Raw genomic sequence first — 26050 nt, 5'->3', positions numbered from 1 at the left:
CGGGGACCTTCCCGGCCGTCGCGCCATATTTCAGATCCTGCCGCTGGTCAGCCGATAGCGAGAGCCGGGATGCAGCGCATAGACCACGGTGACGACATCGTCCCCGTGCCATGTCCGGCGCTTGAGCCGCAGGCAGGGCTCGTTTTCGGGGATGTCCAAACGCTGGCATTCGGTGGCATTGGGCAGCACCGCCTCGACCTCGACATCCGAGCGGGTGATCGCGACGCAGCGCGTCAGATAGGCATTCGCCGTCTGCTGGGTGAAATCCTGATCCAGATAGTCCGGCACCAGCGCCGGATTGACATAGCGGTTCTCGATCTGGATCGGCGCGCCGTCTTCCTTATGCACCATGATCGAATGGAACAGCCGCGCGCCCGACGGCAGACCGAATTCCTCTTGCAGGACCGCATTGGCACGGCAGGGCTCAAGCAATTCTATCCTGACCGTATGGGCGTGATCGCGCTCACGGATCTCATCGGCGATATTGCGGACCTCCAGCAGGGTCGAACTGGGCTTGGGACGCGCCACGAATGAGCCGACGCCGTGGACGCGGATGATCTTGCCCTCGGTCGCAAGCTCGCGCAGGGCGCGGTTGGCGGTCATCCGACTGACGCCGAATTGGGCAACGATCTCGTTTTCGGAGGGAATCCGCGCATTGGGCTTCAGCGCGCCGCTGCGGATCTTGTCGTGGAAATAGTCCTTCACCGCCTCATATAGCGGCACGCCCTTGGTCGAATGATAAAGAAACAAGCTGTCTGCTATCATTTTGGTCACGCATGCTCTCCGGCAGTCGATTGGCCGCTGACATGGCCCCGGCCCAAACTGTGCCACTGTGACGAGACTGTTGCCACATGAAAGTTTATGGTTCCATATACAAGTATAGACAGGACGGCACCAACAGAACCGGCTGAGTCGGCAGGGGTGCGGTTCCGGTGAATGACAAGCAACCGGGAGATCGCTTCATGAAAACGAACACACTTGCCACGATGGTATTTACCGGCTGTCTGGCTGGCCTGCCGATGGCCGCACAGGCGTCATATTGCGGCGACGGCAACACCCTGACCTTTGCCGGGATCGGCTGGGAAAGCGGCGATTTCATCACCAAGGTGATGGAGACGATCTTTGCCAAAGGCTACGACTGCAAGACCGACACCATCACCGGCAACTCGATCACGCTGGAAAACGCGGTCGCGACCAATGACGTCCAGATCTTTGCCGAGGAATGGATCGGCCGCAGCGACATCTGGAACAAGGCCGAATCCGAGGGCAAGGTTCAGGCCATCGGCGACACTTTCGCCGGCGCCAGCGAAGGCTGGTTCGTGCCGACCTATGTCGTCAAGGGCGACGAGGCGCGTGGGATCAAGCCGGTCGCCCCGGACCTGAAATCGGTCGATCAGCTCAAGGACCCCGCGATCGTCAGCCTGTTCTCGGACCCCGAGGAGCCTTCGAAGGGGCGTTTCCTGAACTGCCCTTCGGGGTGGACCTGCGAGGGGGTATCGACCGCCAAGCTTGAGGGTTACGGCCTAGGCGACAGCTATACCAACTTCCGCCCCGGCACCGGGACCGCGCTGGATGCGGCGATTTCCTCGGCCTACAAGCAGGGCCAGCCGATCCTGTTCTATTACTGGTCGCCCACCGCGATCATGGGCAAATACGCCCTGACCCAGCTGGAGGAACCGGCCTATTCGGACGCCTGCTGGGCCAACCTGACCGATCCCGCCGCCAAGCATGAGGCCGCCTGCGCCTTCCCCTCGGTCAAGGTGGCCTACGGCGTGAACAGCGAATTTGCCAAGGCCGCCCCCGAGATCATCGAGGTGCTGGCCAAGGCGACCTTCCCGCTGGATCAGGTCAACGCCAGCCTTGCCTATATGGTCGACAACGAGGTCGACGCGGCCAAGGCGGCCGAGGTCTTTCTGAAGGAAAAGGCCGACATCTGGGGCGCGTGGGTCAGCCCCGAGGCCAAGGACAAGATCAGCGCCAGCCTGAACTGACAAAAGCCACCGTCTGGGCGGCCTGTCATCAGGCGGGCCGTCCGCAACAGTCTTTTCATCGAGGTCGGTCCCTTGTTCCCTGAATCGCTCAACTTCTCGATCCGAAAGCCGATCAACCATTTCGTCGACATGCTGGTCACGAACTATGGCAGCACCTTTCGGGCGATTTCGGACGCCATCCTGCAGGTTCTGCTGCTGATCGAGGGCGTGCTGCGCGGGACGCCCTGGTGGGTCGTCATCATCGCCTTCATGGTGCTGGCATGGCTGGGCACGCGCCGCGTCGTCCTGACCATCGGCGTCGGCATCATGCTGCTGGTCGTGGGCATGCTGGGCCTGTGGGACCAGACCATGCAGACGCTGGCGCTGATGACCATGGCCACGCTGATTTCAGTGGTCATCGGCATCCCTCTGGGCATCCTTGCCGCCAAGTTCCGTTCGGTGCAGCGGATCATCCTGCCGGTTCTGGACGTGATGCAGACCATGCCCAGCTTTGTCTATCTGATCCCGGCGCTGATGCTGTTCGGGCTGGGCAAGGTTCCGGCGGTGCTGGCCACGATCATCTATGCCGTGCCGCCGCTGATCCGCCTGACCGATCTGGGCATCCGCCAAGTCGACCATGAGGTCGTCGAGGCCTCGACCGCCTTTGGCGGCAGCCCGATGCGCATCCTGTTCGGGACCGAACTGCCCCTAGCCATGCCGACCATCATGGCGGGCCTGAACCAGACGATCATGATGGCGCTGTCGATGGTTGTCGTCGCCTCGATGATCGGGGCGCGGGGTCTGGGCGAAACCGTCCTGAACGGCATCCAGACGCTGGATGTGGGCAAGGGGCTGGAAGCAGGTATCGGCATCGTCATCCTTGCGATCGTGCTGGATCGCATCACGCAGGGCTTCGGCAAGCCCCGGAGGTTCAAATGAGCATGTCTGGCATCCAAATTCGCGGCGTCTCCAAGATCTTTGGCGCAGGCGCGGACAAGGCGATCGCGCTGGTCGAACAGGGGCTGAGCAAGGCCGAGATCCTTGAAAAGACCGGCTGCGGCGTGGGTCTGCGCAACATCACGCTGGACATCCCGGCGGGCGAGATCTTTGTCATCATGGGCCTGTCGGGGTCGGGGAAATCGACGCTGGTGCGCCATCTCAACCGGCTGATCGAACCCAGCGCCGGCGAGATCTTCTTTGACAACACCAACGTCCTGACCTTGGGCCGAAAAGAGCTGCGCGCCTTTCGCACCAACCGCATCAGCATGGTGTTCCAAAGCTTCGCGCTGGCCCCGCACAAGACGGTCCTGCAAAACGTCATCTACGGCCAGATCTCGCGCGGGACGGCCCGCAAGCAGGCCGAGGCGATCGGCATGGAATGGATCGCCAAGGTCGGGCTGTCGGGCTATGAACATCGCTATCCCGACCAGCTTTCGGGGGGCATGAAGCAGCGCGTCGGACTGGCGCGGGCGCTGGCCGCCGATACCGACGTGATCCTGATGGACGAGGCCTTCAGCGCGCTGGACCCGCTGATCCGCTCGGACATGCAGGACCAGCTTCTGCAATTGCAGCGCGATCTGGCCAAGACCATCGTCTTCATCACCCATGATCTGGACGAGGCGCTGCGCATCGGCTCGCGCATTGCGATCCTGAAGGATGGCGAGCTGGTGCAGGTCGGCACGCCCAATGACATCCTGGCCAATCCGGCAAACGACTATGTCGCGCGTTTCGTTCAGGGCAGGACCGCCGTCCATGCGTGATCCGGTTCGTCTTGACCAGCCGCTGACCGCCGCCCAGATCGCCGCCGTGGCCCATGGCGCGACCCTGTCTCTGTCCGATGCGGCGCAGGGCCGGATCGCCGCCGCGCGTGGCATCGTCGATGCGCTGATCGACCGGGGCATTCGCGGCTATGGCATCAATACCGGCGTGGGTGCCCTGTGCGATGTGCTGATCGACCGCCCCGAGCAGGCGCAACTGTCGCGCAATATCCTGTTCAGCCATGCCTGTGGTGTCGGCGCGCCCCTGTCCGCGACCGAGGCCCGCGCCGTCATGGCCGCGCAGGTGAACCTGTTCGCGTTGGGATATTCCGGCATCCGGCCAGTCGTGGTCGATCACCTTGTCGCGCTGCTGAATGCGGGTGTGGTACCGCTGATCCCGGCGCGCGGCTCGGTCGGCTATCTGACCTATGGCGCGCAGATCGGCCTGTTGCTGATCGGAGAGGGCATGGCGCTCTGCGACGGCAAGACGATGTCCGCACGCGACGCGCTGGCCCGTGCCGGGCTGCAGCCCCTGACGCTGGCAGCGAAAGAGGGGCTGTCGCTGGTCAATGGCACGCCCTGCTCGACGGGGCTCGCCTGTCTGGCGCTGGACCGGCTGGCCTCGCTTTGCGACTGGGCGGATGCCAGTGCCGCCATGACCTATTCGGTCCTTGGCCAGCAGGCCGCGCCCTTTGACGACACCGCCATGCATCTGCGGCAAGCCCCGGAAATGTGGCAGGTCGCAGGCAATATGCGCGATGCGCTTGGCAATCATCGCCCCGCGATCCTGCCCGACCGAACCCAGGACCCGATGAGCCTGCGCGCCGTCCCCCATGTCCATGGCGCGGTGCGCGCGGCGATGCGGCAGGCGGCCGAGATCATCACCCGCGAATTGCACAGCGCCAGCGACAATCCCACCGTCGGCGGCACGCCGGACGCGCCCAAGGTCTATTCGACCGCCCATGCCATGGGCAATTCTCTGGCTATCGCACTGGACCAGATGGCCATTGCCGCGGCGCAACTGGGCATGATCTCGGAGCGGCGCACCGACCGGCTGGTGAACCCGCTGGTCAGCGGCCTGCCCGCGTTTCTGGCGCGCGACAGCGGGCTGCAATCGGGCATGATGATCGCGCAATACACCGCCGCGGGGCTTGTTGCCGAAAACCGCAGGCTGGCCGCGCCCGCCAGCCTTGACGGCGGCATCACCTCGGCCCTGCAAGAGGACATCCTGCCCCATCCCACCTCGGCCGCCGAAAAGCTGCACCGGCTGCTGGACAATCTGGAGCTGCTGTTCGCGATCGAGCTGATCTGCGCGGCGCAGGCGATCGACCTGACCACCGGAGCGCCCGCCAGCCCGGCAATCGCGCGGACCTATCGCCATGTCCGCCGGATTGCCCCGGTCTATGCCGATGACCGCCCGCTGAACACGCTGATTCAGGCGGTGGCGGAAATGCTGCGCCAACCGGCGCTGCAGCCCGAGCCGGTTCCGGCGTAACCCTGCCGCGCCCTTGTGAAAGGTGCGAAGGTAAAGAACATGGCAAGGCGCGGGTCTCTCCGCGCCTTCCAGATGCAGGTGACCGAACATGCCGCTGACCCTTCCGCCGCTGAACTCGCTCAGGGCATTCGAGGCCGCCGCCCGCACCGGCAGCTTCACTGCGGCGGCCGAGGAAATCGGCGTCTCGGCTGCCGCGATCAGCCAGCATGTCAAGAAGCTGGAAGACTATCTGGGCAAGACGGTGTTCACCCGCCAGAACAACCGCGTCACCCTGACCGATGCCGGGCATTCCTTCTTTGAAAGCGCGGCCTCGGGGCTGCAGATCATTTCGGACACGACCGAGGAGCATCTGCTGAAGCGGTCACGGGCGCGACTGGTGATCAGCGCGATCGAATCCGTGACCGAAAAATGGCTGACCCGCAGGATCGCGGAATATTGCCATGCCCATCCCGATTTCCGCTTCGACCTGCGGGTCGAACCCGATCCGGTCGACTTTGCCCGCCATAACATCGACCTGCGGCTGGCCTATGACGGCACGCATTACCCGGAACTTGAGCTGGTGAACCTGCCGCAGGACGTGCTGGTCCCGGTCTGCAGCCCCGATTATCTGGCGCGCCATCCCGAAATCGGAACCCATGGCATGGCCGCCGTTCCGGATGCGGACCTGCTGCATACCAGCTGGGGGCCCAGCTTTGGAACCCAGCCAAGCTGGCAAAAATGGCATTCGCACGCAAACCTGCCTCAACCCGTCCTGACCAAAGGTTTTCTTGTGCACAGCTCGGCGGTTCTGCTTGACCTTGCGCGCGAAGGGCTGGGCGTCGCACTGGGTCAGCGCCTGATGATTCATGACGATGTCGAGGCCGGAAGACTGGTCCGCATATCCGACCTGACCATTCCGCTGGGCCGGTCCTATTGTCTGGCCTATCCCCGTGTAAAACAGCAAAAAAGACATCTTCTGCCGCTGATCGAATGGCTGCGCGGACGCGCGGTCAGCTAGGCTTGGGACACCCTGCGCAACCTTGGCCAAGCACGCGGGAAAGGCGCGGTGCACGGCCGTGAACCTGCACCCCACGCATTAAGTTTTTCTAGGTCAGGCCAATATTTTGCCGCGTTGCCGGAAGGACCCCCACTGCGCTTATCTGAGGTCAGCCAAAGTGGAGACCGATGATGCACCACCTTCTTGACCTCGACACCTATCCCTTGGACAAACCGGACACCGCCGCCTATGCGGCTCTGGTCGCGCGCTGCAAGGCCCGCCTTGCTGCCGACGGCATGTTCGATCTGCCCGGCTTCCTGCGCCCCAAGGCGACGGTCGACGCCGCAACCGCAGCCGCTCCGGCGATGGCCAGCGAAAGCCACCGCCATGCGCGATCGCATAACGTCTATTTCCGCGACAGCGTCGATGGGCTTTCCGACGACGATCCGGTCCTGAGCAAGGTCGAGACCGTCAACCACACGCTTTGCGCCGACCAGATCGCAGGCAACCCGGTGCTGGACCTTTACGACTGGGCGCCCTTCGCCGCGTTTCTGGCCGCCACCATGGGCAAGGACGCGCTGTATTGCATGCAGGACCCGATGGCCCGCGTGAACATTCAGGCCAGCCGCGACGGCGAGGCGCTGAACTGGCATTTCGACCGTTCCGAATTCACCACCACCATCCTGCTGCAAGCCTCGGAAACCGGCGGTGAGCTGGAATACCGCAAGGATCTGCGCAGCGCCGACAATCCGAACTACGCGGGCGTTGCGGCAGTGCTGCGCGGCGAAGACCCCGAGGTGCGCAAGATCAAGCTGGTCCCCGGCGCGCTGAACGTGTTTCGCGGCGTGGACACGCTGCACCGCGTCTCGCAGGTCAAAGGCCCGACCGAGCGCATGGTTGCGATTTTCTCCTTCTTCGACCGCCCCGGCGTCAATATGACCGCGAAGGAGCAGATCGGCTTTTACGGCCGCAGCGTCGCCGCATGACCTTGCAGCCCGCGCCGCATGAACCTGTCGGCGGCCCGCCGATCCAGCCCGCCGTTCATCGGCGGGCCAGCGGTGCCTGCGCCACCTGCACGAACCTGTCCTGCCAGCGCATGATCCAGATGACCCGCGATGCAACGCGGGCGGATGCTGGCGACAGGAACTGGAAACAAGATCCATAACAGGGAGCTAAAGACATGACCAATGACAAGCTGACGTTGACCGCCGCAATGGCGACGCTTGGTCTGCTGCTGGGCGCGCCAGCACAGGCCTCGGACATCGCATGGTGCAAGGATGGCAAGACCATCACCTTTGCCGGGGTCGACTGGGAAAGCGGCGCATTCATCAAGGATGTCGTCTCGCGCATTCTGGCCGATGGCTATGACTGCAAGACCGATTCCATCCCCGGAAACACGATCACGCTGGAAATGGCGACCGCGAATGGCGAGGTCCAGATCTTTGCCGAAGACTGGATCGGCCGCAGCGAGGTTCTGGCCAAGGCCATGGAAGCGGGCAAGACCATTCCCGTCGGCCATCCCTTTACCGGCGCGGGCGAAGGCTGGTTCATTCCTGCCTATCTGGTGAAAGGCGACGCGGCGCGCGGGATCGCGCCCTTGGCCCCGAACCTGAAATCCGTCGCCCAACTGGCCGATCCCGAGATCGTCAAGCTGTTCGCGGACCCCGAGGAACCCAGCAAGGGCCGCTTCCTGAACTGCCCGTCGGGCTGGACCTGCGAGGGCGTCAGCACCGCCAAGCTTGAGGCTTACAAGCTGGACGCCAGCTATGTGAACTTCCGCCCCGGCACCGGGACCGCGCTGGACGCCGAGATCACGTCAAAGATCATGCAGGGCCAGCCGATCCTGTTCTATTACTGGTCGCCCACCGCCGTCATGGGCAAGTTCGATGTGGTCCAGCTGGAGGAACCCGCCTTCAATCAGGACTGCTGGAGCCAGCTGACCCAAGAGGACGGCAAACGCGACGCCGGCTGCGCCTTTCCCCCGGTCGAGGTCATCTATGCCTTCAACAAGGACTTCCACGCTGCCGCACCCGAAGTGGTCGATATTCTTGCCAAGGCCGAATTCCCTCTGGATATGATCAACGCCAGCGTGGCGCAGATGGCCGAAAACAAGCAGGATTCCAGCGAGGTCGCCGAGGAATTCCTGAAGAAACATCCCGAAATCTGGGGCAAATGGGTCTCGGCCGAGGCGGCGGACAAGATCAAGGCCAGCGTCAACTAAGCGGCCCCGGCGGGAAGATCAGCGAAAGCGCCGCTCACGGCGGCATTTCCCGTCGGCTGCCTGTTGCATTGCCCGACCTTGGGGGCGGGCATTGCGACAGGGTTTGCATTGCATTTCTGCGACCGAATACATGGACTTGCCGACGGCCCGTCCGGCGATTACCAATCCATGTCCCTTCGCGTCGCCCTACCTTTGTGGCTTGGGTGCCGAAGCATCATCGCGCTGGACCGCATCCGCGCCCTGCGGGGCATTCGCACATGAGGGCCGAACATGACCGACCGCAAGATCCGCTGGGGCGTGCTTTCCACCGCCAATATCGGCCTGACCAAGGTGATCCCCGCGATCATGAAATCGCCCCATTCGCAGGTCGTGGCCATTGCCTCGCGCAGTGTGGCCAATGCCCGCGCCGCCGCCGACCGGCTGGGGATCGAACGCGCCTATGGCTCGTATGAGGAACTGCTGGCAGACCCGGAAGTGGACGCGATCTACAACCCGCTGCCCAATCACCTGCACGTGCCCATGACCTTGGCGGCGAATGCCGCGGGCAAGCATGTCCTGTGCGAAAAGCCCATCGCCATCACCGCGGATGAGGCCATCCAATTGCGCGGCGCGCGTCAGGACCGCCTGATCCTTGAGGCCTTCATGGTCCGCTTCCATCGCCAATGGCAGCGCGCCCTGGAAATCGTCGCTTCCGGAGAGTTGGGAGAGGTGCGCGTCGTCCGCGCGCTGTTCACCTATTTCAACGACGACCCGGCCAATGTCCGCAATCAGGCCGGGATCGGCGGCGGCGGCATTCTGGATATCGGCTGCTACCCGGTCACCGCCGGGCGCTATTTCTTTGGTGCCGAGCCGCAGCGGGTGGTGTCACTGGTCGAGCGCGACCAGACCTTCGGCACCGACCGTCTGGCCAGCGTCATTGCCGATTTCGGGGCGGGGCGGCAGCTGGTCTTTACGGTCTCCACCCAGCTTGTCCCCGGCCAGTCGCTGGAGATCGTGGGCACCAAGGGCCGGGTCGAGATCGTGATCCCCTTCAACGCGCCCGCAAACGCCCCGACCGCCATCCTGATCGACAAGGGCGAAAGCTTCGACGGCGCGCTGGCCCGGCGCGAGATCCTGCCGCGCTCGGACCAGTATACCGACATGGCCGAAGCCTTTGCGCTGGCCGCGCTGGGTCAGGGCGGGCTGCCTTGGGGTGTCGAGGATGCGATCCGCTCGATGCGGGTGCTGGATGCGATCACGGAAAGTGAGCGCAGCGGCGGCTGGGTCAAAGTCGCGGACTAGGCCCGGCAGCCTTGCGGGGGCGCGCAGCCCCCGCCGCGCTAAAGGTCGAAATCATCCCGCGTCACCGTGACCAGCCCGGCAAGCTCGATCTGGAAATCGGCGCGGCCGTCATGGTCGGTATCGCCATAGATGATGGTCCGGTCATTCGCCGACGCGGCCATATCGAACTGGCGATAGACCACCGAGGCCCGGCTGTCCGAGAAATTCCCGCTGCCCCCCCAGACGAACGCCTGATCCCCCGCCCGGCTCGGGTCGGTGTCGATGCCGGACAGGTCGATCCGGTCCTGACCATGGGTGAAATCAAGGATAATGTCGCGCCGCCCCGCCCCTGACAGCGGGTTCAGTGTGCTGTTGCTGATATAGCCGGAATAGCCCGAGGCCGAATCCCGCAGGGCAAAGACGAAGGTATCCGCCCCGGCCCCACCGCGCAGCAGATCGACACCCGCCCCGCCGATCAGCGTGTCCTGACCCGCACCGCCCGACAGGGTGTCATTGCCGCCGAGACCGGACAGGATGTCGGCCACCGAGGTCCCGATCAGGTGGTCACGTCCGGGCGTGCCGATAAGGTCCTCGACGACATCGCTCAGGTTGATCCGCAGGTTTTCGCTATCCTCGGCCCCGCTGCCGATGGTCGGATCGTCAAGCCGCAGGGTCACGTCCAGCGTCGGGTTGGACTCAAAGTCCAGAACCGCCCCGGCCCTAAGCCAGACCGCGCCCGACCTGATCTCGAACAGACCCGCATCCGCCCCGGTCAGCGTCAGGTGGTTCGTCCCGCCATCAATGTCCGAGATCGTCAGGTTCGCCACCCGGATCGCCGTCGTGGTCGGCGCATTCTCGGCCAATGTCGAAACCAGCGGCGTTACCGCAAGGCTGGGCGCATCATTCACCGGGGTCACGCCCAGGTTGAAGGTGCGGGCCGTCGGGGCTGAGCCGTCCTCATTCCCATCCTCGACCAGCACCCGGAATTGGGCCGCGCTAGTCTCGGACCCGTTATGGGTGAAGCTGACCCGGCCCGCCGTGATATCGGCGGCGGTAAAGCTGCTGGCCACCGCGCCACCCACGCGCAGAACGCCATTGCTTTCCCCCGAAACGCGGAACACCACGCTCGATGCGCTATCATCGGGATCGCTGAAGCCGATATCCGCGCCGGTCAGGACATAGTGCCCGCCTTCGGCCATGGTGGCCCGCAGGTCCCCGGTCAGCACCGGCGCGTCGTTCACCGGCGTTACCGCAAGGGTGAAGATCTGCTGGGTCGGGGCTGATCCGTCCTCATTGCCATCCTCGACCAACACCCGGAACGAGACCGCGCCGGTCTCGGACCCGTTATGGGTGAAGCTGACCCGGCCCGCCGTGATATCGGCGGCGGTAAAGCTGCTGGCCACCGCGCCACCCACGCGCAGCACGCCATTGCTTTCCCCCGAGACCCGGAACACCACGCCCGATGCGCTATCATCGGGATCGCTGAAGCCGATATCCGCGCCGGTCAGGACATAGCGCCCGCCCTCGGCCACGGTGGCACGCAGATCGCCGGTCAGCACCGGCGCGTCGTTCACTGGCGTCACGTTGATCGTCAGGCTGTTCGGTGTCTGGTCCATATCGGTGCCACCGATCTGCGTCCCACCATCGTCGCGCACCTGAAAGGTAAAGGACGCATAGCCGTTGCCGTCGCCATTCGCGGCGGGATGATAGACGAGCCCCCCCGACGCGATGTCGCTGGCAGAAACCATCTGCCCCGCACTCACCGCGACGCCATTCAGCAGCAGTTGCCCGGTAGCGGGCACGGTCGAGATCCTGACCGCGGACAGGTTGTGACCTTCGCTATCCGAGAAACCGAAATCGGCCGCGCCAATGGTGCGGCTGCCATCCTCGATCACGGTGATCGTCCGATCGGTGCCCGAGGGGGCGACGTTCGGCAGCTCATTGGTGATGATCAGCGCGGTCGCGGCACCCGCGCCAGTCGAGATCCTTCCCTCGCCGCTGGTGCCTGTCAGGGTCAGGGTGACGGTTTCGTCATTCTCGATCCGGGTGTCCGGCGAAATCGGAATGCGGATGACGACCGTGGCCTCACCGGCGGCAAAGCTGGCAGTCAGGCTGCCGGGGGCAGTGTAATCCGAACCCGCAGTCGCGGTGCCGCCCAAGGCGAAACTCACCACCTCGGATTCGGATGTGGCGGTGCGGGTGATGGTGAAGACCAGTTCACCCCCCGCGCCACCAGCCTGTTCCTCAAGGTCCGAGGTCGCGCCGACGGAATAGGTCGCCATGGTGTTGATCAGGACGTGCGAGCTGTTCGAATTTAGATTCGCGGTCGCGATGTCCAGGTCGCCGTCCTCGTCGAAATCCCCCAGCGATACTCCGGTGGGCGAGGTGCCGACGGCAATGGTCGATCCGGTCTCCAGGGCAAAGTTGCCCGCGCCATCGTTGAACAGGACGTTTATAAAGCTGGAGCCGGCATCCGTCACCACCATGTCCAGATCGCCGTCGCCATCCAGATCGCCAAGCGCGGCGTCATAGGAATTGTTTACCGACCCGGCGATGGTGAGATCCGTGCTGAACTGACCTGTGCCGTCATTTCTGAGCACCGAAACCATCACTGTGCCATATTGCCCGACGATCAGGTCAATATCGCCGTCGCCGTCGATATCGCCCGATGTGATCGCGTTCGAGAGTGTGCTCGTGCCGACTGGGACAGGGGCATCGAAGCTTGCGTCGCCATGACCGAAAAGGATCACCACGTTGCGCGCACTCTGGTCGGTTACTGCCAGATCCATATGGCCATCGCCGTTGAAATCGGCGATCGTCGTCTCGACAGGCCGGTCCGGACCGTCCGAGATATCCCCGCCTGCAGCTGGGCTAAAGGTGCCATCCCCATTCCCCAGCATCACCGACAGGCTGCCGCCATAAAAGTTGGCCGAGACGAAATCCAGATCTCCGTCCTCGTCCAGATCCGCAAGACCAAGCCCGCGCGGCTCGCTGCCCACCCCGACACGGCTGGTGGTGAAGGTTCCGTCGCCTGAGTTCAGGCCAACGGTGACGCCGTCATTGCTTCCATTTGTGGTCAGGAAGTCGATATCCCCGTCCCCGTCCAGATCCCCGGTCACGATCCTGTAGCTTACCGGTGTCGGCACCAACGGAGCAGGGGTCATGCTGCCGTCCCCGCTGCCCAGCCAGACGTTCACACCGCTGAAACCGGCCGTCAGCACATCCAGATGGCCGTCGCCATCCACATCGGCAATCGCGACACCCATTGGATTACCCGCCGTCGCCAGCACCAGGCCTTGTTTGAAAATGCTCATCGGATGTCCTCGGTTCGAATGGGGGTGTGGCCGGTCAGGGGAATGTCATGCGGCTGACAGCGGATCTCGCGACAGATCTCGTCATTGCGGAAGCCGACCGCCTCGGCAGCGCGGGTCCGGGGCAAGACGGCGACGTCGTAAAGCTCGGTGATGGTATGGGTGAAGCGCAGCCAATGTTCCGCCGCGCCGGTGCGCAGGTTGACGATCAGCAGACCGCAGCGTGGCACCGTGGATTTCCCGGCCAGCATCTGGTCCAGTGCCAGCCCAGAAAAGCTGCCTCCGTAGCGCGGCAGGGACAGGCCGATCACCGCGTATTGGCCGACAAAGGACAGCCCGCGCGCAAATCCCGGACAGAAGCACAGCGGCGTGAATGTCCCGTCCTTGGGATCGACATGGCCGAATTCGCCGCTGCCCGAATTCAGAAGCCAAAGCTGGCCGTCATGCAGCCGCGGCGAATGCGGCATCGATAGCCCCGAGGCGGCGATCTCTCCGCTGGCGACGTCGATCAGCACCCCGCCCGATTGGCGCTGATCGCGCCAGCCGTCCGTCATGTCCGCGCGCCCTGCCGCCGTGACCCAGGCCGGACGCGTGCCCTCCATCGCCAGGCCGTTCAGATGGCAGCGATCCTCGGCGACCAGCGCGCTGATGAAACGCGGCATCCACAGCGGGCGAAAGCTGTGGGTGTCGCTGAACGTCGCAAGGCAGTTGCACAGCGTATTGACGAAAATCGGGCGCGGGGCGCCATCGACTTCGCCCATGGCGATGTCATGGCAGTCGATCGCGCCGGTCACCCGCCCCTCGGCCGGGACGAATTTTCGATCTGCCCCGGATGGAGTGACCTCACCTTCGGCCAGCGCATTCTGGAACCGCCACAGCATAAAGGCGCTGCTGGTCCACAGCGTCTGCCCGTCGGTCCACAGGCCCTGACAATTCTCGATCAGCCGTTCATGTGCGCGAATGCCACCATCGGGCTTGCGTCCGACAAAGAACAACCGCCCGGCCTGATAGGTGGTCAGCGCCAGCGCCGCCCGATGCGCGTCCAGCCAATCGGCAAAGCCCGCGGAAAAGGTGATCAGCGGGCCTTGCCGATCACCGGTATTGCTGTCGGCCAATGCCGCGCTGCTGTCGGACATGAATGTCAGAACCGCCAGTTCAGGCCGATGCGCAGCATGTCGACGGTGACGTCATGTTCAAAGCGCGGGAATGCCCCGGCGGGGTCGCGCGCCTCTCCGGTCGCGGTCAGGGTGCCGAAATCGTAATGCAGCAGGCTGGCATCCAGCGTGCGGTTTTCGGCCACGCGCCATTCGACGCCCGCGCCGATCACCCAGCCCGACTTGCCGCCCCCACCCGAGACCTGCATCAACGCCGGACCCCCGTGGTCGCGCGCCGAGACATCAATATCGCCGCGCGTGACGCCGCCGGTCAGGTAGTAAAACCGATCCTGCTGCGCGTAGCCCGCCCGAAACCGCAGGCTGGCAGCCGAGTTCACCTCAAACGCCGCGACAGTGTCGTGCCCTGCCCCGCCAAAAGCGGCGCTGCCCCCGGTATTCAGCGCGGCAATGTCCAGAACGCCACCGATGACCAAGGCCCCTTCGCCCATCGGCACGACCTGCCGGTCACAGCCCAGCGACATCCCGACCGAAGCATCGGTACCATCCGCCGTTACGCTTTCCCCAACCCCGTTCCACGCCGCAGCCCCGGCATAGGGACCCTCGTCATAGAGCATATCCGTCACCGTGGACTTGGCCCGCGCCGCGCCCAGATTGACCCCGGCATGACAGCCTGACCAGTCATCGGCACTCGCGGATAAGCTGCATCCCAGAAATGCAAGGGCCGCGAATGCGGCGCCGGAAAAGTTGCGCAAAACTAGCCTCAATCAAAAGAATCTATCCGTGAGCGAGGCGAAAGATACGACAAGTCAAGCATAATGAAAGAAAAATCCGCTTCGATGTCACGAAACGGATTGGCTGTGGCAAAAGCGGGACGAGACGCCGAATATAACGCGTAGCTCCCGCTATGGTTGAATTAGTCTCCGCAGGATGGACGCTGGCAAGGGGATCACCCCTCGCCAGATCGCGACTAATGCGAAATCATCCACGGCCGTTTCGCCGGGAAGCTTTTTGAGCCGTCGGGCCGGTGCAGCGTGCCGGTGGGCTTCTTCTTGGCCGCGCCCGAACAGCAGGAACAGCCCGCCCCGTGCGAGCGGCGGGGGCTGTCGGCGCTGCGCTCATTCGTAACATGCGCATGGCGGCGTCCGGCATCCATATTGGCCAGCAGCGGTGCGCTGAGCATGGCGCGGCGGGCAGGCGCGCTGCACCACGGGCAGGAATGCGGCTTCTCAAAATCGGCCATTGCGGCATGGGCCTGAAACGACCCGCAATCGCTGCAGATATAGTCATAGGTGGGCATATCCAGCCTCCAACGGTGGTGGGGCCGGGGGCGTCCCCCGGCCATCTGGCTTACAGATCGGGGGCCAGCGGAATATCGACCGAGCCGTCCAGCATCTTGACCGGTCCGTTCACATTCGGCTTCAGATCGAAATCGAAGATGTCGGTCGGCAGCCACAGCGTCGCGCAGGCATTGGGCACGTCGACCACGCCCGAGATATGCCCCTGCACCGGCGCCGTCCCCAGGATCGCGTAGCCCTGCGCCCCGGAATAGCCGAATTTCTTCAGATATTCGATCGCGTTAAGGCAAGCCTGACGATAGGCGATCTGCACGTCCAGATAATGCTGCTTGCCTCCCTCATCGACGGAAATCCCCTCGAAGATCAGGTAGTCGTCATATTTCGGAACAATGGGCGAGGGTTTGAAGATCGGGTTCTTGATGGCGTATTTCTGCATGCCGTCCTTGATCAGGCTGACCTTCAGATGCAGCCAGCCGGCCATCTCGATCGCGCCGCAGAAGGTGATCTCGCCATCGCCCTGGCTGAAATGCAGGTCGCCCATCGAAAGCCCCGCGCCGGGGACATAGACCGGGAAATAGATGGTCGAGCCCCGCGACAGGTCCTTGATGTCGCAATTCCCGCCATGTTCGCGCGGGGGAACGGTGCGCGCGCCCTCGGCGGCGGCTTTTTCGCGGGCCTCGCCCTTCATCGCGCCCATATGGGCGGCCTTGGTGGTGGGCAGGTTCGCCAGCCCCGGCACACGGGTCGGATCGGTGTCGAACAGGTCCTTTTCGCGCGAGTTCCACATGTCCAGCATCTTGCGGTCGGGCAGGCAGCCGATCAGGCCGGGATGGATCAGACCGGCATATTTCACGCCCGGCACATGGCGCGACTTGGTGAACATGCCGTGGAAATCCCAGATCGACTTCTGCGCCTCGGGGAAATGCTCGGTCAGGAAACCGCCGCCATTCTGCTTGGAGAAGAAGCCGTTGAAGCCCCATTGCATCTCTTCCTTGGCGCCGATGTCGAGGATCTCGACCACCAGCAGGTCGCCCGGCTCGGCACCCTTGATGCCGATGGGACCGGACAGGTAATGGACCTGCTCCAGTTCCACATCGCGCACGTCGGATGCGTCGTCGTTGTTCTTGATCTGGCCGCCGGTCCAGTCATAGCACTCGATCTTGAACTCATCGCCGGGTTCGACCCAGACGGCGATCGGGATGTCGGGATGCCAGCGGTTGTGGATTTTCTCGTTCGTCAGCGGGCTTTCCGAAAGGTCCACGGAAATCAGGGTATCGGCCAATTCAAATCTCCTCTTGGCTGTCAGACTGAAAGGAAGCGGGCGATGCGGGCCTCGTCGATGCCATCGCGGGGCGCGTCATGGACGATCTCGCCGTTCTCGATGACCATCACGCGGTCGGCGACATCCAGGGCAAAGCTCAGCACCTGTTCGGACACGATGATGGTCAGGCCCCGCTCATCGCGGATGCGGCGCAGGGTGCGGGCCATTTCGCGGATGATCGAGGGCTGGATGCCCTCGGTCGGCTCATCCAGCAGCAGGGCCTTGGGCTTCGACGCCAAGGCCCGTGCGATTGCCAATTGCTGCTGCTGCCCGCCGGACAGGTTGCCGCCACGGCGGTTCTTCATCTCAAGCAGCACCGGGAACAGCTCATAGATGTCGGGCGGGACGGATTTTTCGCCCGTGACGGTCAGGCCGGTTTCGACGTTTTCCTGCACCGTCATCGCGGAAAAGATCATCCGCCCCTGCGGCACATAGGCGATGCCCGAGGCGACGCGCTCATGCGGCTTCAACGCCGTGACATCCTTGTCATCCACGCGGACGCTGCCCGCCCTGGTGGGCACGATGCCCATCAGGGTCTTCATCAGCGTGGTCTTGCCCATGCCGTTGCGGCCCATGATGGCGACGATCTGGCCCTTGGGAATCTGCATGGACATGCCATGCAGGATCTCGCTTTCGCCGTAAGCCGAACGGAGTTCCGCAATATCAAGCATTCATGCCCCCTTAATGGCCCAGATAGACTTCGATGACCTTGGGATCGGCCTGGACATGGGCCATCGAGCCCTCGGCCAGCAGCTTGCCCTGATGCAGCACGGTGACGCGGGTCGCGATGTCCTCGACGAATTTCATGTCGTGTTCGATCACGATGACCGAGCGGTCGGCGATGATCCGGTTCAGCAACTCGGCCGTCTTGACCCGTTCCGCCACCGACATGCCGGCGACGGGTTCGTCCAGCATCAGCAGTTCCGGGTCCTGAATCAGCAGCATCCCGATTTCCAGCCACTGCTTCTGGCCGTGGCTCAGATAGGCGGCCTTTTCCTGCAAGTGGTCTTTCAGGAAGATGGTCTCGGCGATTTCGTTGATGCGGTCGCGCACCGCCTGATCGCGGCGGAAGGCCAGCGCGCCAAAGACCGAATAGCCGCGCGGATACGAGATTTCCAAATTCTCGAACACGGTCAGGTCTTCATAGACCGAAGGGTTCTGGAACTTGCGCCCGACCCCGGCATGGACGATCTGGTCCTCGCGCATTTTCAGCAGCTCGTGACCCTTGAACCGGACCGAGCCGCCGGTGGCGCGGGTGCGCCCGCAGATCAGGTCCAGCACCGTGGTCTTGCCCGCGCCATTCGGGCCGATGATCACCCGGCATTCGTTGGGTTCGACATACAGGTTCAGGCCGTTCACCGCCTTGAACCCGTCGAAGGATACGGTCAGGTCCTCGACCGTCAGGATGAAACTGTCCTTGGTTTCCGTCATGTCCGGCCTCATTCAGCGGGTTGCGGGGCAGAGGTGCGGGGTTTCAGCCGCCCGAACAGTGGCTCGACATGGCTCTTCCACAGCCCGGCCAACCCGTCGGGAAAGACCAGCACCACGGCGATGAACAGCGCGCCCATGCCGAATTGCCAAAGCTCGGGGAAGCCTTCGGAAAAGGTGGTCTTGGCCCAGTTGACCAGCAGCGTGCCCCAGACCGCGCCAAGGATCGAATTGCGCCCGCCGACCGCACAAAAGATCACCATCTCGATCGAGGGGACGATGCCGACGAAGCTGGGCGACATGAAGCCCACCTGCAGCGTGAACATCGCCCCGCCAATGGCCGCGAAAGCCGCGCCAAGGCAGAAGACGAAGATCTTGAACGAGGCGACATCGTAGCCCGAAAAGCGCACCCGATCCTCGCGGTCGCGCATGGCGATCAGGATGCGGCCCAGCTTGGACCGGCGGACGAATTGTGCCAGCGCGAGGCAGGCGAAAAGCAGCGCGCCGTTAAAGAAGTACAGCGCGGTCTTGGCCTCATCCGTGCGGATGTCCCAGCCCTTGAGCGTGCGCAGGTCGGTGATGCCGTTGACGCCGCCGGTATAACCCTGCTGGCCGATGATCAGGATGGTCAGGATCGCCGCGATGGCCTGGGTGATGATCGAGAAATAGACCCCGCCCACCCGGCGCCGGAACATCGCCGTGCCGATGATGAAGGCAAAGATCACCGGCACCGCCACCACCGCGAAGATGGTGAAGCCCAGCGAATGGAAGGGCTGCCACCAGCCGGGCAGCGCGGTGATCTGGTTCCAGTCCATGAAATCCGGGATGCCGGGGGTGGACTGGATCGCGGTGGCCTCGGGGGTGGATGCCTCCAGCTTCAGGAACATGGCCAGTGCATAGCCGCCAAGGCCAAAGAACACCCCCTGCCCCAGGCTCAGGATGCCGCCCGCGCCCCAGCACAGCACAAGGCCGACCGCGACAAAGGCATAGGTCAGGTATTTGCCGAACAGGTTCAGCCGGAACGGGTCCAGCGCCAAGGGCAGCAGGACAAAGATCACAAGCGCCAGCGCGGCCGCGCCCAGCATCTCGGTCCGGTTCAGGAAGCCGGTCTCGCGGCCGGGTGCCATTGCAGGAAAATCACTCATGGCTGGCCTTTCATTTGCGCAGTTTCAGGGCGAACAGGCCTTGCGGCCGGACCATCAGGATGCCGACCACGCCCAGCAGGGTCAGGACCTTGGCCATCGAGCCGGACAGGAAGAATTCAAGGAAGCTTTGCGCCTGGCTGATCGAGAAGGCCGAGGCGATGGTGCCGATCAGGCTGCCCGCGCCGCCAAAGACGACGACAAGGAACGTGTCCACGATGTAAAGCTGCCCCGAGGTCGGCCCGGTCGAGCCGATCATGGTGAATGCCGCCCCGGCGACACCCGCGACCCCGCAGCCGATGCCGAAAGTCAGCCGGTCGGTGCGTCCGGTATTGATGCCCACCGCATCCGCCATCACCCGGTTCGCGACCACGGCGCGCACCTGCAGCCCCCAGCGCGACCGGAACATCAGCAGATAGATCGCCAACGAAATCCCCATGGCCAGCGCCATGACGAACAGCCCGTTGATCGGGACCTCGATCATGTCGGTCAAAGGCAGCGAGCCCATCATCCATTGCGGGATGGTGACGCCGACCTCGCGCGCGCCGAAAACGCTGCGGAAAATCTGTTGCAGGATCAGGGACAGGCCCCATGTCGCCAGCAGCGTGTCCAGCGGGCGCTTGTAAAGCCTGCGGATCAGCGCCCATTCGACCAACATCCCCAGCGCGCCGGCGACGACAAAGGCCAGCGCCATGGCGACGAAGAAATAGATGCCGAACAGGGACGGCAGGTAGGTCTCGAACAGGCGCGAGACCAGATAGGTCACATAGGCGCCCAGGATCATGAATTCGCCATGCGCCATGTTGATGACGCCCATCTGGCCAAAGATGATCGCCAGCCCCAGCGCCATCAGCACGAAAACCGAGAATAGGATAAGACCGGCAAAGCCCTGCATGGCAAAGATCGACAGGAGCTCGCCCCAGCTGTAATCGGCGAACATCGGATACCTCCGGGCGGATTGCGGGAAAGAGGTCGCCGGACCGATACGGCCCGGCGCAGTCTGCCGCGCGGCTCGCGCCCGCGCGGCCGGGATGCCCTTACTGGTAGCCCTCGGGGAAGGGGTTCGGCTCGACCAGGTCGGCGGTCTCGAAGACAACCTTGTATTGCCCGTCCGGCTGGGCATGGCCCACCCGCGTCTTGGACCACAGGTGGTGGTTCTCATGGACCTTGACGTAACCCTCGGGGGCGGTCGCCAGCTCGATGCCGGGGCTTGCGGCCTTGATCTTGTCGATGTCGAAGCTGCCGGCCTTTTCCACGGCGGCCTTCCACAGCCACGGGCCCAGATAGGCGGCCTGCGTCACGTCGCCGATGACCATGTCCTGCCCGTACATGTCCTTGAAGGATTTGACGAAATCGAGGTTGTTCGGATTGTCCAGCGACTGGAAATACTTCATGCAGGCATAGGCGCCGTCGATGTTTTCGCCGCCAATGCCGCGGATCTCGTCCTCGGTCACCGAAATGGTCAGCAGCAGCGGCTTTTCCTTGGTCATGTCGATGCCCGCGGCTTTCAGCTGCTTGTAGAAGGCCACGTTCGAGCCGCCGACGACGATGGCATAGATCACGTCGGGCTTCTTGAGCTTGATCTTGTTGATGACCGAGTTGAACGTCGTGTGGCCCAGCGGGTAATATTCCTCGCCGACCACTTCCAGCCCCAGCTTCTCGATATGCTTGCGGGCGATCTTGTTCGAGGTGCGCGGCCAGATGTAATCCGAGCCCAGCAGGTAGAAGGTCTTGGCCCCCTTGTTCTGCGTCACCCAGTCGATCCCCGAGATGATCTGCTGGGTGGCTTCCTGCCCGGTATAAATGACGTTCGGCGACTGCTCGAGACCCTCATAGAAGGTCGGGTAATACAGCATCCCGTTATACTGCTCAAAGACCGGCAGCACCGCCTTGCGGCTGGCCGAGGTCCAGCAGCCCATGACCGAGGCGACCTTGTCGTCGACCAGCAGCTTGCGGGCCTTTTCGGCGAAGGTCGGCCAGTCGGATGCGCCATCCTCCTGCACGAACTTGATCTGGCGGCCCAGCACGCCGCCCATCTTGTTGATCTGGTCGATCGCCAGCTTTTCCGCCTGAACCGAGCCGGTTTCCGAAATCGCCATGGTGCCGGTCACCGAATGCAGGATGCCGACGGTGACATCGGTATCGGTCACGGCCAGCCCGGTCGTATTGACGGCGGCGGTCGGGAAGTCCTGCGCCTTCAGCCCCTTGGGCAGGAACAGCGATGCCGAAAGCGCCGCCGATGCGGCCAGAAAGGCGCGGCGCGACGGCGCGCCAAGCGGGGATTGAGGGGACTTCTTGGTCATGAAGGGCTCCTGTCTGGGGGCGAGGGCTAGGGCGTGGTGTTCGCCGTCTGCGCCAAGACTGGGGCCGAATGCTGCAGTGCAACATACGTCATCTGACGTATTCAGTTGCGCATTTTTCCCCCTAAGCTAGGCACAGGACAGAATTGCCGCACCGCGGAATAACCGTGGGCGGCGCAGGTCGGCAAAGTCCGGCTGGACAGGGAAGACAGAATGATCACGGCCTTTCAGGCGACGCGCGAGCGACGGCTTTACAGCCGTTGGGTCGCGAATGAGACCATCGAGGATTTCGCGCTGCGCTTCACCGCGCGCCGCGCCCGGCGCTGGACGGCGGGGCGCGTCGCCAATGCGGCGCTGGGGTCGATCTCGTTTCTGGCGCTGGAGGCGATCGGGGCGGCGATCACGCTGAACTGGGGCTTTGACATCGCGCTGATGGCGATCCTGTGGGGCGGGCTGATCCTGTTCGTCACCGGCCTGCCGATTTCCTATTACGCCGCGCGCTACGGGGTCGATATCGACCTGCTGACGCGGGGGGCGGGGTTTGGCTATTTCGGCTCGACCATTACCTCGCTGATCTATGCCAGCTTCACATTCATCTTCTTCGCGCTTGAGGCCGCGATCCTTGGCATGGCGCTGAACCTGCTGTTCGGGATACCGCTGTCGATCGGTTACCTGATCGCGGCGGTGGCGGTGATTCCGCTGGTGGTGAACGGGTTTTCCAAGATCTCGGCCTTTCAGGCGCTGACCCAGCCTTTGTGGATCGCGCTGCATGTGCTGCCCTTTCTGCTGCTGGCCTTTGCCGGTTACGACCTGTCGGGCTGGACCACCTATGAGGGCCGGGCGCTGGCCAATGTGACCGGGCCGCAGGTGACGCCGCTGATGGCGTTCGGCGCGGCCTCGGGCGTGGTGCTGGCGCTGATCGCCCAGATCGGCGAGCAGGTCGATTACCTGCGCTTCCTGCCCGAGCCAAAGACCGCACGCGAGCGTCGCCGCTGGTGGATCGCGCTCGTCGCGGCGGGGCCGGGCTGGGTGGTGCTGGGCACGATCAAGATGCTGGCCGGGTCATGGCTGGTGACGCTGGCACAGCGCGAGGGGCTGGATTTCAGCCATGCCATCGACCCGACGGCGCTGTATCACAACGCCTATTCACAGGTGATCCCATGGCCGGGGCTGGCGCTGCTGCTGACCGGAGTTTTCGTGATCCTGTCGCAGCTGAAAATCAACGTGACCAATGCCTATGCCGGTTCGATCGCATGGTCGAATTTCTTTTCCCGCATCACCCATGCCCATCCGGGCCGGGTGGTCTGGCTGTTCTTCAACGTGGCCATCGCGCTGCTGCTAATGGAGTTGGGGGTCTTTGCCGCGCTTGAAGCCACGCTGTCGGTCTATGCCCATGTCGCGCTGGCATGGATCGGGGCGCTGTTTGCCGACCTGACCATCAACAAGCCGCTGGGCCTGTCGCCCAAGGGGGTCGAGTTCCGCCGCGCCCATCTTTACGACATCAACCCGGTGGGCTTGGGCGCGGTGGCGGGTGGCACGTTGGCGGCGCTGCTGGCCCATGCCGGGGTGTTCGGGGCGACCACGGGGGCGCTGTCGCCTTTTGTGGCGCTGCTGGGGGCGATCCTGATCGCGCCGCTGATCGCATGGGCAACCGGGGGGCGCTATTACCTTGCCCGTCCCGCCCCGGACATGCCGCAGGGGCTGATTTCGTGCTGCCTGTGCGACTATCGCTTCGACCGCGAGGACATGACCGACTGCCCCTTTTATGCCGCGCCGATCTGTTCGCTGTGCTGTTCGCTCAATGCCAGCTGCAACGATATCTGCAAGCCGCATGCCAAGCTGGGCCAGATGACCCGCAGGCGGGCGCAGGCGATCCTGCCCGAGCGGGTGGACATGATCCTGCGCGGCCGCCTGACGCAATTTCTGGCCGGGACCAGCATCGTGACCGGCGGCGTCGCGGCGCTGCTATGGATGATCCGCAGCACCGCCAATGAGCCCCGGCTGGACCCGCTGCTGGCGGTGATCCTTGCCTCGACCATGGTGGCATCCGGCATGGCGGTCTGGCTGTTCCTGCTGACCCGCGAAGCCCGTCTGGCCGCCCAACGCGACACCGAACGCCAGACCGAACGCCTGCTGCGCGAAATCCGCGCCCATGAACGCACCGACCGCGCCCTGCAAGAAGCCAAGGAAAAGGCCGAGGCCGCGAACCTTGCCAAATCCCGCTACATGGCCGGGATCAGCCACGAATTGCGCACGCCGCTGAACGCGATCTACGGCTATGCGCAATTGCTGGATGCCGACCCCGCCATCCCGACCGGCCGGCGCGAGGCCGTGCGCGCCATCCGCCGCTCCAGCGAACATCTGGCCGGCTTGATCGAGGGGCTGCTGGATATTTCCAAGATCGAGGCCGGGCGGCTGGAACTGAACCGCAGCCCGGTGCAGCTGCCCGATCTGCTGCGCCAGATCACCGACATCTTTCAGGAAACGGCGCGCGAAAAGCGGCTGGAATTCGTCATCGAACGGATGACCGCCCTGCCCGACTGGGTGGTGGTCGATGAAAAGCGCCTGCGCCAGATCGTCATCAACCTGCTGGCCAACGCCTTTCGCTATACCGATCATGGCCGCGTCACCCTGCGCATCGGCTGGCGCAATCAGGTGGCGACGATCGAGGTCGAGGATACCGGCATCGGCATCGCGCCCGCGGATATGGGTCGGATCTGGAAACCCTTCGAGCGCGGCACGAACATGTCCCGCCACGGCTCGGGGCTGGGCCTGACCATCACCAAGCTGCTGGTCGATATCCTTGGTGGCGAGGTCTCGGTCAGCAGCAGCCCCGGCAAGGGCAGCCTGTTCCGGCTCAAGATGTATCTGGCCCAGACCCGCGACGTGCCCGCCCTGCCCGTCCCGGCCCATGCCGCCGTGCTCGAGCCCTATGACGGGCGGCTGCGGCTGCTGATGATCGTCGATGACGATCCGACCCATCTGGCGTTGATGGAAAGCTACCTGCACCCGCAGGGCTTCAACACCGTCCTTGTCGGCACCGCCGAGGCCGCGATGCAGGCGCTGGAGGACGTGACCCCCGACCTGTTCCTGATCGATGTGGACATGCCGGGGATGAATGGCTGGGAATTCCTGCAATGGCTGCGCGGCAATGGCCATGCCGCAAGCCCGGTGGTGGTCCTGTCCGGCCACGCGCGCGAGGCCGAATCCGGCGCGCCCGAAATCCCGCTGCATGACGCCTTCATCGCCAAGCCCTGCATCCTAGACGACCTGCGCGCCCGTATCGACGGGTTGCTCAAGATCGAGCGGCGTCCCGTCGGCGCGCGTCCGGTGGCCGAGGAACCCGCAGCGCCCATCTCGGCCCGCCAGATCGGGATGCTGCGCGAACTGGCCGAGCTTGGCCGCATCCGCGACCTGCGCGACCGCATCGCCAGCCTGCCCCTGCCCCCTGCCCTGTCGCAGCGTCTTGGCGACGCGCTGATGGAAGTTGATTTCGAAAGGATCGTCGATGTCCTTGACGACTATGCCCGCACGGCCCCGCACCATGCCGATTGACGAAGAAAACCGCAGCATCGCGCTGGTCGTCGATGACGACCCGGCCTCGTTGATGATGGTGGCCGAGGCGGTCGAGCAGGCCGGGATCACCGCCATGGCCGCCCGCGATGGCGAGGCCGCCTTGCGGCTGGCCGGGAGGGTCGTCCCCGATGTCGTGCTGCTGGATGCGGTGATGCCGGGGATGGACGGGTTCCAGACCTGCCGGATGCTGAAGGCGCATCCTCTGGCGCAGGCGGCACCGGTGATCTTCATGACCGGGCTGGGCGCGCCGGAACATATCCTTGAAGGGCTGCGCGCGGGCGGGGTCGATTACGTCACCAAGCCCCTGAACCTTGATGAGCTGATCGCCCGGCTCAGCGTGCATCTGCTGAATGCGCAGAAGCTGGCCAGCGCGCGCCATGCGCTGGATGCCAATGGCCGCGCGGTCGCGGCCTTTACCCAGACGGGCGGGCTGGCATGGGCCACACCGCGCGGGCATCGGCTGATCGAAAATGCCCCTCCCGGCTGGATCGATCCGGCGCAGGCTGCTGCCTCGGGTGAGCTGCTGGCCTGGCTGGCGCAGCTGCGGCGGGTGCCGCTGTCGCAGGCGCAAAAGCTGATCTCGGCCCGGCTGGAGCTGACCTATATCGGTCAGGGCGCGGGGCGCGACCTGCTGATCGCGCTGCATGACCGCAGCGACACCCCGCGCGAGGCGCTGCTTTCGGGCCGCTTCGGCCTGACCGACCGCGAGGCCGAGGTGCTGTTCTGGCTAAGCCAAGGCAAAAGCAACACCGATATCGGCAGCATCCTTGGCCTGAGCGGGCGCACCGTCAGCAAGCATCTGGAACAGGTGTTCGAAAAGATGGGCGTCGACAACCGCACCTCGGCGGCGGTGCTGGCGGACCGGGCGATCAGCGGGGCCTGA

Annotated in this window: 22 protein-coding genes; 11 read left to right on the top strand and 11 right to left on the bottom strand. The window is 64.1% G+C overall.

Annotation, left to right across the window (positions count from 1 at the left end; genetic code table 11):
- Positions 1-30 precede the first annotated feature (30 nt).
- Positions 31-765 (bottom strand): histidine utilization transcriptional repressor HutC, encoded by a 735-nt coding sequence (hutC, locus tag GL300_RS09965; RefSeq protein ID WP_155039500.1) that lies wholly within the window; start codon positions 763-765, stop codon positions 31-33.
- Positions 766-962: 197 nt separating this feature from the next.
- On the opposite strand from hutC, the gene GL300_RS09960 reads away from it, so the two are divergent.
- The 9 genes from GL300_RS09960 (at position 963) to GL300_RS09925 (ending at position 9700) form a co-directional block, all read left to right on the top strand.
- Positions 963-1991, top strand: a complete 1029-nt coding sequence (locus GL300_RS09960; protein ID WP_155039472.1) for an ABC transporter substrate-binding protein — start codon at positions 963-965, stop codon at positions 1989-1991.
- A 72-nt stretch (positions 1992-2063) separates the two neighbouring features.
- The gene (locus tag GL300_RS09955; RefSeq protein WP_155039471.1) at positions 2064-2909 is read left to right on the top strand and encodes an ABC transporter permease; all 846 of its coding nucleotides are present in this window, start codon (positions 2064-2066) and stop codon (positions 2907-2909) included.
- Positions 2906-3730 (top strand): quaternary amine ABC transporter ATP-binding protein, encoded by an 825-nt coding sequence (locus GL300_RS09950; RefSeq protein ID WP_211595015.1) that lies wholly within the window; start codon positions 2906-2908, stop codon positions 3728-3730. The genes GL300_RS09955 and GL300_RS09950 overlap by 4 nt, the downstream gene beginning before the upstream one ends.
- Positions 3723-5222, top strand: a complete 1500-nt coding sequence (locus GL300_RS09945) for an HAL/PAL/TAL family ammonia-lyase (RefSeq protein ID WP_155039470.1) — start codon at positions 3723-3725, stop codon at positions 5220-5222. The genes GL300_RS09950 and GL300_RS09945 overlap by 8 nt, the downstream gene beginning before the upstream one ends.
- Before the next feature lie 88 nt (positions 5223-5310).
- Positions 5311-6219 carry a LysR substrate-binding domain-containing protein gene (locus GL300_RS09940; protein ID WP_155039469.1) on the top strand — a complete coding sequence of 303 codons (909 nt, stop codon included), beginning with the start codon at positions 5311-5313 and terminating at the stop codon, positions 6217-6219.
- A gap of 170 nt (positions 6220-6389) precedes the next feature.
- Positions 6390-7184 (top strand): HalD/BesD family halogenase, encoded by a 795-nt coding sequence (locus GL300_RS09935; RefSeq protein WP_155039468.1) that lies wholly within the window; start codon positions 6390-6392, stop codon positions 7182-7184.
- Entirely contained in the window at positions 7181-7363 is a 183-nt protein-coding gene (locus GL300_RS26165) for a hypothetical protein (protein WP_170297650.1), read from the top strand. Before GL300_RS09935 ends, GL300_RS26165 begins: the two co-directional genes overlap by 4 nt.
- Before the next feature lie 15 nt (positions 7364-7378).
- Positions 7379-8419: an ABC transporter substrate-binding protein gene (locus tag GL300_RS09930; protein ID WP_155039467.1), complete on the top strand. Its 1041-nt coding sequence runs from the start codon at positions 7379-7381 to the stop codon at positions 8417-8419.
- Between the two features lie 270 nt (positions 8420-8689).
- Positions 8690-9700: a Gfo/Idh/MocA family protein gene (locus GL300_RS09925; protein WP_155039466.1), complete on the top strand. Its 1011-nt coding sequence runs from the start codon at positions 8690-8692 to the stop codon at positions 9698-9700.
- A 38-nt stretch (positions 9701-9738) separates the two neighbouring features.
- Here the strand turns inward: GL300_RS09925 and GL300_RS09920 are convergent, their stop codons facing one another.
- The 10 genes from GL300_RS09920 to urtA all read right to left on the bottom strand — a co-directional run bounded on the left by GL300_RS09920 (position 9739) and on the right by urtA (position 21594).
- Complete coding sequence (locus GL300_RS09920) at positions 9739-12993, bottom strand: FG-GAP-like repeat-containing protein (protein ID WP_155039465.1); 3255 nt, start codon at positions 12991-12993, stop codon at positions 9739-9741.
- Positions 12990-14126, bottom strand: a complete 1137-nt coding sequence (locus GL300_RS09915; protein WP_155039464.1) for a TIGR03032 family protein — start codon at positions 14124-14126, stop codon at positions 12990-12992. Before GL300_RS09915 ends, GL300_RS09920 begins: the two co-directional genes overlap by 4 nt.
- 5 nt (positions 14127-14131) lie before the next feature.
- Entirely contained in the window at positions 14132-14857 is a 726-nt protein-coding gene (locus tag GL300_RS09910; protein WP_170297649.1) for an outer membrane protein, read from the bottom strand.
- Between the two features lie 215 nt (positions 14858-15072).
- Positions 15073-15402 (bottom strand): FmdB family zinc ribbon protein, encoded by a 330-nt coding sequence (locus GL300_RS09905; protein ID WP_155039462.1) that lies wholly within the window; start codon positions 15400-15402, stop codon positions 15073-15075.
- Positions 15403-15452: 50 nt separating this feature from the next.
- Positions 15453-16682 carry a formamidase gene (gene fmdA, locus GL300_RS09900; protein ID WP_155039461.1) on the bottom strand — a complete coding sequence of 410 codons (1230 nt, stop codon included), beginning with the start codon at positions 16680-16682 and terminating at the stop codon, positions 15453-15455.
- A 20-nt stretch (positions 16683-16702) separates the two neighbouring features.
- The gene (gene urtE, locus GL300_RS09895; protein ID WP_155039460.1) at positions 16703-17392 is read right to left on the bottom strand and encodes an urea ABC transporter ATP-binding subunit UrtE; all 690 of its coding nucleotides are present in this window, start codon (positions 17390-17392) and stop codon (positions 16703-16705) included.
- Between the two features lie 10 nt (positions 17393-17402).
- The gene (urtD, locus tag GL300_RS09890; RefSeq protein WP_155039459.1) at positions 17403-18152 is read right to left on the bottom strand and encodes an urea ABC transporter ATP-binding protein UrtD; all 750 of its coding nucleotides are present in this window, start codon (positions 18150-18152) and stop codon (positions 17403-17405) included.
- 8 nt (positions 18153-18160) lie between these two features.
- A complete protein-coding gene (urtC, locus tag GL300_RS09885) occupies positions 18161-19294 on the bottom strand; it encodes an urea ABC transporter permease subunit UrtC (RefSeq protein WP_246195133.1) in 1134 nt (377 codons plus the stop codon).
- Positions 19295-19304: 10 nt separating this feature from the next.
- Positions 19305-20231, bottom strand: coding sequence for an urea ABC transporter permease subunit UrtB (gene urtB / locus GL300_RS09880; RefSeq protein ID WP_155039458.1), 927 nt, complete (start codon positions 20229-20231; stop codon positions 19305-19307).
- A 97-nt stretch (positions 20232-20328) separates the two neighbouring features.
- Complete coding sequence (urtA, locus tag GL300_RS09875) at positions 20329-21594, bottom strand: urea ABC transporter substrate-binding protein (protein ID WP_155039457.1); 1266 nt, start codon at positions 21592-21594, stop codon at positions 20329-20331.
- Positions 21595-21804: 210 nt separating this feature from the next.
- Here urtA and GL300_RS09870 point away from each other — a divergent pair, with 210 nt between their 5' ends.
- On the top strand, positions 21805-25146 hold the full coding sequence (locus GL300_RS09870; protein ID WP_155039456.1) for a hybrid sensor histidine kinase/response regulator: 3342 nt from the start codon (positions 21805-21807) through the stop codon (positions 25144-25146).
- Positions 25100-26050: a response regulator transcription factor gene (locus tag GL300_RS09865; RefSeq protein ID WP_246195132.1), complete on the top strand. Its 951-nt coding sequence runs from the start codon at positions 25100-25102 to the stop codon at positions 26048-26050. The genes GL300_RS09870 and GL300_RS09865 overlap by 47 nt, the downstream gene beginning before the upstream one ends.

The organism is Paracoccus litorisediminis, assembly GCF_009711205.1.
Classification (GTDB): domain Bacteria; phylum Pseudomonadota; class Alphaproteobacteria; order Rhodobacterales; family Rhodobacteraceae; genus Paracoccus; species Paracoccus litorisediminis.
The sequence above is the reverse complement of the archived record's forward strand: the minus strand, read 5'-3'. Positions and strand labels throughout refer to the sequence as shown.

Bases quoted from the DNA above. Each gene is read 5' to 3' on its own strand.
- hutC (WP_155039500.1), bottom strand. From the start codon at position 765: ATGATAGCAGACAGCTTGTTTCTTTATCATTCGACCAAGGGCGTGCCG.
- GL300_RS09960 (WP_155039472.1), top strand. From the start codon at position 963: ATGAAAACGAACACACTTGCCACGATGGTATTTACCGGCTGTCTGGCT.
- GL300_RS09950 (WP_211595015.1), top strand. From the start codon at position 2,906: ATGAGCATGTCTGGCATCCAAATTCGCGGCGTCTCCAAGATCTTTGGC.
- GL300_RS09945 (WP_155039470.1), top strand. From the start codon at position 3,723: ATGCGTGATCCGGTTCGTCTTGACCAGCCGCTGACCGCCGCCCAGATC.
- GL300_RS09940 (WP_155039469.1), top strand. From the start codon at position 5,311: ATGCCGCTGACCCTTCCGCCGCTGAACTCGCTCAGGGCATTCGAGGCC.
- GL300_RS09935 (WP_155039468.1), top strand. From the start codon at position 6,390: ATGCACCACCTTCTTGACCTCGACACCTATCCCTTGGACAAACCGGAC.
- GL300_RS26165 (WP_170297650.1), top strand. From the start codon at position 7,181: ATGACCTTGCAGCCCGCGCCGCATGAACCTGTCGGCGGCCCGCCGATC.
- GL300_RS09930 (WP_155039467.1), top strand. From the start codon at position 7,379: ATGACCAATGACAAGCTGACGTTGACCGCCGCAATGGCGACGCTTGGT.
- GL300_RS09925 (WP_155039466.1), top strand. From the start codon at position 8,690: ATGACCGACCGCAAGATCCGCTGGGGCGTGCTTTCCACCGCCAATATC.
- GL300_RS09920 (WP_155039465.1), bottom strand. From the start codon at position 12,993: ATGAGCATTTTCAAACAAGGCCTGGTGCTGGCGACGGCGGGTAATCCA.
- GL300_RS09915 (WP_155039464.1), bottom strand. From the start codon at position 14,126: ATGTCCGACAGCAGCGCGGCATTGGCCGACAGCAATACCGGTGATCGG.
- GL300_RS09905 (WP_155039462.1), bottom strand. From the start codon at position 15,402: ATGCCCACCTATGACTATATCTGCAGCGATTGCGGGTCGTTTCAGGCC.
- urtE (WP_155039460.1), bottom strand. From the start codon at position 17,392: ATGCTTGATATTGCGGAACTCCGTTCGGCTTACGGCGAAAGCGAGATC.
- urtD (WP_155039459.1), bottom strand. From the start codon at position 18,152: ATGACGGAAACCAAGGACAGTTTCATCCTGACGGTCGAGGACCTGACC.
- urtC (WP_246195133.1), bottom strand. From the start codon at position 19,294: ATGAGTGATTTTCCTGCAATGGCACCCGGCCGCGAGACCGGCTTCCTG.
- urtB (WP_155039458.1), bottom strand. From the start codon at position 20,231: ATGTTCGCCGATTACAGCTGGGGCGAGCTCCTGTCGATCTTTGCCATG.
- urtA (WP_155039457.1), bottom strand. From the start codon at position 21,594: ATGACCAAGAAGTCCCCTCAATCCCCGCTTGGCGCGCCGTCGCGCCGC.
- GL300_RS09870 (WP_155039456.1), top strand. From the start codon at position 21,805: ATGATCACGGCCTTTCAGGCGACGCGCGAGCGACGGCTTTACAGCCGT.
- GL300_RS09865 (WP_246195132.1), top strand. From the start codon at position 25,100: ATGTCCTTGACGACTATGCCCGCACGGCCCCGCACCATGCCGATTGAC.